Genomic DNA, 6,839 nt, shown 5'->3' on the forward strand with positions numbered 1-6,839 from the left:
TAATTTGAACCCAGAGCTGCTGCCGGCTATTTTAACGCAAGAGAAAAAATGAAAAGCAGCATCCCAAATAGGGAGTGCTGCTAATAATTAGGGGACGTACTGCTCTGTAATTTTTGTGACGACCCCATTCGTTACTTCAATGTGGAAGGGTAGCTGATAAGGAATTCCTTTGGATTGTACAAACTTGCTAAAAGTATCGGCGTTTACTGATTCATTCCAATGTAAATCCCCATCTTTGGTAGAGTTGGTTTGAAGAGTAAACGAAGCTTTTGGAGAAATTTCAAACGTTCTAATTTTAGGGTTACTATTTCGAATGTAATATGGTGCTGGATAGGTCTCTTTCACTAATGGATGATCTTGACGATAAGCTTTAACTGCTTCCTCACCGAAAAACCATTGAACATAGTCAAGCGAAACTACTAATTTTCCGTTTTTCACTTGTAAAGTTTTCACATAGGCCATTGATTTTTCAATAGTATTGCCGTGTTTATCTTTGCTACTAGTTGGAATAATTACTGAGGAAGGAGAAGGTGCAGCCGTTTCTTGTTGTGAACCTGCATAAGCCTCCGTACCAAGCAATGAACATAAAATCAGAGAAGAAAGCAGCACATATGTTTTTTTCATAACAGAGTGTCATTTCCTTTCTGTTTACATGTAATACCATACATAATTAGTAAGACGACAGACAAATTAGAACGTTTCTCCTCAAGTCGAAAAATTTAACGAAATATTTCGGGAGATGGGTCATGCATGCCACTTGTCCAAAATGAAGCTCATAAGGTGTACATGAAATTGGACGTGAAGGCGATTGACCCGGATCGCTCGGACCTGATCCAACTAATCGCGGACCTAGAAAAAGGGGTGGTAAGCAAGATCATCTGCCTTAGTGCTGAGCGAATCTCCCGAAACCCTGTTGAATTAGGGGATTTTATAAGGCTGGCTAATCGGATGAATATACCGGTGATATTTGCTGAATAGTTCGGGGAACGGACTATCCGCATAAAAACAGTTGTCTCAAGATGGCGTACTGACTTCAGTAACTGGATGGAACACACAAGCAACCAGGTGTTCAGGCGGTTGTAGATAGTAGTTCCTATAGCCGAGCTGAATTAACTCTAGATTGAGACGAGCTGCATCCGCGAAACTTACGTAGAAATACAGATGCTTGGTCATGTTAATCACCTCCTTCCGCACCTAACCGTAGCAGAAGGGGTGTGGGACAAAAAAGAAGCCCCCAAATGGGAGCCCGTATATATGTTCGCCTAAACTAATTATATCATGGGCTAACAACGAGGGGGAATTAGAAAGATGAGCGCACAGGTACAAGAACAACTGTCATTTCTGCAACCAGTTAATGAGAGAGAAGTCAGGAAGGCTGCTGTGAAAGAATGGAAATCATACAAAGCCCTCTGTGTTGCTGTTCAGAACAAGAAGGAGCAAGAGGAGAAGGGCATCGAGCAATTATTCCCTCGGTTGCAGCTTTCAGAGATGCAGAACGAATTGAAAGCGAAGCAGATCGAGAGAGCACTCGAGTATTCGCTCGATGAGGTAGAGCGACAGATCATTGAAGAGAAGTATCTCAGCGCGGCTAGAGTGAAGTACATCAATGTATATCTTGACTTAGGTCTGACAAAAGACCAATTCTACAGAAAAAAGGAAGAGGCAATCATGCAAATTGCTACGGCACTAGGGATGATCTGAGTGCCTTTTTATTTTTCATGACACAAAAACTTTGCTACGAACGTGTGCTTCTCGGATCGCGACTCGGGCATATACCGACGAGTAATTGTTCTGTATCCGATTCTGCCAACCTGTTGTAGAAGACAGGGGAGTTGGTCAAGAGAGCAGTGACTGTTCGCAGGCCGTCTCAGTTTCCACTGGGGAAAATATTCGGGCATTGTGGCGGGAATAAGATCGGCGGGCAATGGAAAGATGGGGTTGGCGATGGGATCGGAATGTTGTTTGGACGCGGCGCGCAGAATTTTGCCAATACTTCCAGCTTTACTTCTGCTTCTACCTGGATTTCTACGCACACAATGACGTCGAGTTGAACCATGCCGCCGAGGAGAACGGTACCGGTTGGTGAGCACTCAAAAGCGCTGATACGGCACAGGATATTGTCCTCATCGAGCGGGTCAGGCAGGCAGAGAACGACTTCCTGATCGAATTGCACTGTGGCCGTAAAATCGCAGAGAAATGCTCCATCTGCGAAGATGCGAACCAGTACAGTAGCTCCGAACACGAAGCGAACGACCCCGACTCGAACAGTGGTCCCACCGACTGTAAGGTTCTCGCGGCGAATACTGACGATATTGCATGTAGGATCAAGAGAAAGAAACTCAATGCAGGAGAACGTAATATCTTGCCCAGACAGTATAGATGCGTCTACCAAAGCTTTACAATCGTCGGCGATGGCAATCTTGTTACGGTAACTGTTCGCTAATACTACCCAGTCATATACCTTTTGAACGTGGATGCACTCCGTCTGTATCGGAGGGAGGGGAGGCGCTGGGAAAAGGATGATCACTATTCCGGCGAGAAAGGTTCCAGACACTTCAATCAGATCGATCTCGGTATTGTAGGTGGGACTCGTGGGATTCGTGTCGATCACCGAAACATTGTCAGAAAGTGCATTCGCGACGTAAGCGCGAGTGCCATCCTGAGTTATCGCAATACCGGCGTGGCCAGATCCAGAGAGCGGAATTAGCAAGATCTCCGTGTTGAAAGTGGGACTGGCTGGGTTCGTGTCGATTACGGATACATTAGATGAAAATAAATTGGTAACATAACCACGTTTGCCATCCGAGGTGATCAGAATTTCTATAGGAGTGTTTCCAGTTAAGATTATACTCATGATCTCGGTGTTATAGGTGGGGCTGGCTGGGTTCGTATCAATAACGGAGACCCTGTTGGAGTTTAGCATGGTGACATAGGCGCGATTGCCGTCTGGAGTGAAAGCTACGTCAAGCGGACCTGATCCTGTCACGTTTATTAGGTCAATTTGGGTGTTAAAGGTGGGGTTGGCGGGATTGATATCGATTACAGAGACATTGGCCGAATTGATATTCGGTACATAAATGCGTGTGCCGTCCGGGGTGATCATTAGAACGCTTGGCCCCATTCCTGTCAATCCGATGATTCCCGTCATGGTATTGAACGTTGGACTGGCAGGATTTATGTCAATTATGGAGAGATTGTCGGACATTTGATTCGCGACGTATGCGCGAGTACCGTCAAGAGTGATCACTATACCTGTGGGGGCGGATCCGATTCCCAACAGCGGTATCAGTTTAATTTGGGTGTTGAAGGTAGGACTGGCGGGATTCGTATCGATCACGGAGACATCACCGGAGGTATTGTTCGTGACATATGCACGTGTTGTATCCGGTGTGACTGCAATTACGAGTGGAGTCTTCCCGGAGACTGAAATCAGATTAATCTCGGTATTGAAGGTGGGACTGGCCGGATCTACATCAATTACAGAGATATTGTGTGAGCCTCTATTGGCCACATAAGCAAGTTGAGTCATTCTTACACTCCTTTCTCTTGAGATTTTCCATGTAAGATCGATATATTTTATGAGGCTATTGTCATTGAGGTATAGGCTAATGATGCGCTAAACAACAAAATAATAGGCAAATTCAAAAATGTTGAGTTTGAAGGTCTAACCACAATATCCGGATTATTTCGCGGGATCAAATATTGAATAAAGGTAAACCAAACAGCTGTCTGTGCTGAAAAGCTGTTTTTTTGAACGAATCGGTTCGATAGTTGAATACAGCAGTACCAGGAAACCGCCTTTGCGGTGTTTGATGGATTAGATCCTAATGATCACTTTACTGATGCTCGGAAATCAGCCCACGAACTATATGAAGGTGGAAAGCTGAAATACCTGAAAAAATGGGATAAGTACCCACGGGATTGGAATAAGCTAGATATAACTAGATTCACTGGTGAATCATCTGATTATGAAAACGATCCAAGATATATACTAATTATGAATAGGCTATAGAAAAAAATTATGAGGGGGAAAGTTGTAAGAAAATTAATCGTTTTTATATTAGTTTTCGTTTTCCTTGGCAGCTTAACTTATCTTTTTTTAAGCCAAGAGGAGAAATATTACAAGTTATCAGATACTGCTCCCCCTGAGTATGTAAAGTACCTCAAGGAAAACAATTTGGATGTTAAGGTAGAAAAGGATGGGTCTCTTTGGTTAAATGAGAAAGACAAAGCAGACTATGTTGTATGTTGTAGTTAATCGGAAGTGTCAACCTTTGGCGCAGCAATTATGCTGTGCCATTTTTCTTGGAGGTGGGTGAAATGTAGTACGCTAGTCTGTCGACTCAACGACAGGAGAATTATACTACACGGAGAAAGTGCTGCGCCGGTCGGACGAGATTGTAAAAGTTTTTCGTCCAGATGGTCGTAGCTCAAAATTCGTGAAGATCAAAGCCAGCCAAAAGGCAAAGCGACGGCTCAGAAAGCTGTCACTCGCTAAGGCTGACGCTGCTGCCGTTTGTGGATGATCCGCGCGCATCTCGTGAAAAACTGCTGGAAGAACAAGAGGAAGAGGCCGAACGCAGAATGAAGATACTCGACCCGGACGCATTGGAGGACAAGGAGTTTGCAGATGATGATGAAAGGAACACATTTCATCAGTACAGCATTGGATGAAGAAGGATCAATTGTTACTCAAATAAATGGAAGGCAAATACAAGAACTAACAACAGATTTAACAACAGTTGACGCTAATTTAAGGACGAAGGTTAAATCAAGGTGAAAATAGACTGCGCTAGTTGTATATCGCACCCACAAATGCACCCACAAAATGATGAATTGATTTGATGTCATTTGAAATAACAGCAGATGAAACTGTTGCATTTATGCGATTTCTAGGGAGTATTAAAACCGATTGAAAGCCAAGAAAATGTTCCCCCCACGCGATCGCGATTGGAAGCGCGAGCATTACACGACTGCTTACTAATAAGCGAAACCCCTTGTGCCTGTAGGTACGAGGGGTTTTTTATTTGGTGGGCAATTTTTATTTTTTCAGGGTTTAACATTTTTGCCCACGACTTTCCATGTAGCTTTCAAACTTGTTCATGTTATCTAATTCAATTTTCTTTGAGATGTGGGCATACACATCTGAAGTGATCCGGATACCGCATACACCTGTAACGAATCCAAGGTCTGGAGGCTATCTTACATCACAAGCAGTTGGACTCGGCAGCACTTCATTTTCTCACGTGCTTCTTCCGGATATACCAGCCGCGTTTATGAAAGGAGATGGACCTGTAATTCTGGGCGAGTCTGATGATTCGTTTACGAGTAAGTGATGCTGGTTTTGAAGATAAGCTTTTGTTAAGAGAACTTCTTACAACCAGATGACCGGGGTAGTGAGCTTTCACGAAGTTACCGTAAGTTTCGAACTCGGAGAAGCCGGCATAACTCTGCTTGTTGGTTTTCTTGATAATCGCCCGGTACCATCTAGTCTTATGCCTAGCCTCAATTTTAGACTTCAGCCGGGAGAGCTTCGATTTGTCGAACAGCATATAGTGGGCAACGAAAGAGCGCGAAGCGGTTGGCTTGGTCCCCATTAATTTCTTGTAGGTGCGAAAATACTCGGGACGACTCCAGTTACGGCAGTAAAAAACGGTTTTCCCATTGACGAGAAACACATGAGGTCGAATGAGAATGGTGTCGGCGTCAATCACAAGATAATACCTTTGCTTGGTCAAGTTTCCTCCCGCCAGCTTCAACAATTGTTGGAGCAGCCAGCCTGAGCGATTGGTGCGTTTAGTTTGGTAGTGAATGTCTTTTTTGGTAATCGATAGGACGCGTTTTTCATTGATGAAGGTGCAGTTTTTACGCCGGCAAAGGGCTTGGATTCGTTTGCTTGGTGGCGATACAACCATGATCCTACCAACCGGATGCTTCACTTGCTTACGGATACTGTCAATGACATACGGAAGAGTGCCAAGGTCTTTCTCAATAGCTGGGATCAGGACATCAATTTTAATAGAGCTGTTGAAGGTGCTTTTCACTGAACGAGACAACTTCTCAACTCCTTTTCACTAAGCAGTTTCAACCATATGTGTCTGAACAGGTTGGCCAGAGTGTCCGACATTCCAGATAGGATATGATTTTCTTCCTTAAGGTGAATATGTCAGAAATGGAAATCCTGAAAAATGTGTGTATGTCTGCCTTCTTGAGTCATTGAGTAAGTATTTACATTTCAAAAATTTATGTAAAACCCCATTGAAACTCTCCTCACTTTGTATCGTCGAAATCGTTGACATACAACAATGGCAGCTCGATCCGACTTCGTTGGTTCTGACTGGATCAATACGTTTCTTTGAAGATAGACCGGAACAGATGGAGCTGGCAGAAAACCAGGAGCGCTGTGATGGTCGCGACGAAATCCGACGAAACCGGCGAAAGTAAAAATTTAACAATTAAACAAGCACCATTGGTCGTAACAGGTGGTTTCCGTTCCGAAGAAGGTATGAATGAAGCAATCGAAAGTGGAGCAGTTGATATGGTTGGTGTCGGAAAACTATTTGCATTAAACCCTGATTTCCCAAATCAGATTATCCTTGGCAATTATCGTACAGTTACGATTACTTGCAGCCGCAAATAAAAGCACGTCTCAAAATGCGAATTTGGACAAAGAGCGGCATGCGTCGATCACCAGTGTTTGTTGATTTTATTCTAGCTGGCTAGTAAAAAACCCGTCCCTGTTTTTTGAAGTGCACCCCTTAAAGTAGACATTGGAAAAACCCCTGTGGTTTACCGATGAACTTTAGGGGGTGCATTTTTTTATGGCAGCTAAAGGGCAA

8 protein-coding genes are annotated in these 6,839 nt (G+C 43.8%); 4 read left to right on the forward strand and 4 right to left on the reverse strand.

The genetic code is table 11. The annotated features are described in order from the left end of the window. Positions 1-87 precede the first annotated feature (87 nt). Positions 88-624 (reverse strand): hypothetical protein, encoded by a 537-nt coding sequence (locus tag ACFVS2_RS34015; protein ID WP_390241023.1) that lies wholly within the window; start codon positions 622-624, stop codon positions 88-90. Positions 625-750: 126 nt separating this feature from the next. Between ACFVS2_RS34015 and ACFVS2_RS34020 the strand changes: the two genes are divergently transcribed. Beyond that, a complete protein-coding gene (locus tag ACFVS2_RS34020) occupies positions 751-978 on the forward strand; it encodes a recombinase family protein (RefSeq protein WP_390241025.1) in 228 nt (75 codons plus the stop codon). A 36-nt stretch (positions 979-1,014) separates the two neighbouring features. Here the strand turns inward: ACFVS2_RS34020 and ACFVS2_RS34025 are convergent, their stop codons facing one another. Beyond that, complete coding sequence (locus tag ACFVS2_RS34025; RefSeq protein ID WP_390241027.1) at positions 1,015-1,173, reverse strand: hypothetical protein; 159 nt, start codon at positions 1,171-1,173, stop codon at positions 1,015-1,017. 135 nt (positions 1,174-1,308) lie between these two features. On the opposite strand from ACFVS2_RS34025, the gene ACFVS2_RS34030 reads away from it, so the two are divergent. Next, on the forward strand, positions 1,309-1,701 hold the full coding sequence (locus tag ACFVS2_RS34030) for an ArpU family phage packaging/lysis transcriptional regulator (protein WP_390241029.1): 393 nt from the start codon (positions 1,309-1,311) through the stop codon (positions 1,699-1,701). Positions 1,702-1,867: 166 nt separating this feature from the next. Here ACFVS2_RS34030 and ACFVS2_RS34035 read toward each other — a convergent pair whose 3' ends face one another. Then, on the reverse strand, positions 1,868-3,529 hold the full coding sequence (locus ACFVS2_RS34035) for a BMQ_0737 family morphogenetic spore coat protein (RefSeq protein ID WP_390241031.1): 1,662 nt from the start codon (positions 3,527-3,529) through the stop codon (positions 1,868-1,870). A gap of 1,101 nt (positions 3,530-4,630) precedes the next feature. On the opposite strand from ACFVS2_RS34035, the gene ACFVS2_RS34040 reads away from it, so the two are divergent. After that, positions 4,631-4,780, forward strand: a complete 150-nt coding sequence (locus ACFVS2_RS34040) for a hypothetical protein (RefSeq protein ID WP_390241033.1) — start codon at positions 4,631-4,633, stop codon at positions 4,778-4,780. A gap of 454 nt (positions 4,781-5,234) precedes the next feature. Here the strand turns inward: ACFVS2_RS34040 and ACFVS2_RS34045 are convergent, their stop codons facing one another. Then, on the reverse strand, positions 5,235-6,056 hold the full coding sequence (locus ACFVS2_RS34045; protein ID WP_390241035.1) for a DUF6492 family protein: 822 nt from the start codon (positions 6,054-6,056) through the stop codon (positions 5,235-5,237). Between the two features lie 350 nt (positions 6,057-6,406). On the opposite strand from ACFVS2_RS34045, the gene ACFVS2_RS34050 reads away from it, so the two are divergent. Continuing rightward, on the forward strand, positions 6,407-6,640 hold the full coding sequence (locus ACFVS2_RS34050; protein ID WP_390241037.1) for a hypothetical protein: 234 nt from the start codon (positions 6,407-6,409) through the stop codon (positions 6,638-6,640). Positions 6,641-6,839: the final 199 nt, after the last annotated feature.

Origin of the sequence: Brevibacillus sp. NPDC058079 (assembly GCF_042885155.1) — a bacterium.
In the GTDB taxonomy this organism is placed as follows: Bacteria; Bacillota; Bacilli; order Brevibacillales; family Brevibacillaceae; genus Brevibacillus.

Coding starts and splice junctions, on each gene's coding strand:
- ACFVS2_RS34020 (WP_390241025.1), top strand. CDS start 751: ATGCCACTTGTCCAAAATGAAGCTCATAAGGTGTACATGAAATTGGAC.
- ACFVS2_RS34050 (WP_390241037.1), top strand. CDS start 6,407: ATGGTCGCGACGAAATCCGACGAAACCGGCGAAAGTAAAAATTTAACA.
- ACFVS2_RS34015 (WP_390241023.1), bottom strand. CDS start 624: ATGAAAAAAACATATGTGCTGCTTTCTTCTCTGATTTTATGTTCATTG.
- ACFVS2_RS34025 (WP_390241027.1), bottom strand. CDS start 1,173: ATGACCAAGCATCTGTATTTCTACGTAAGTTTCGCGGATGCAGCTCGT.
- ACFVS2_RS34030 (WP_390241029.1), top strand. CDS start 1,309: ATGAGCGCACAGGTACAAGAACAACTGTCATTTCTGCAACCAGTTAAT.
- ACFVS2_RS34040 (WP_390241033.1), top strand. CDS start 4,631: ATGATGATGAAAGGAACACATTTCATCAGTACAGCATTGGATGAAGAA.
- ACFVS2_RS34035 (WP_390241031.1), bottom strand. CDS start 3,529: ATGACTCAACTTGCTTATGTGGCCAATAGAGGCTCACACAATATCTCT.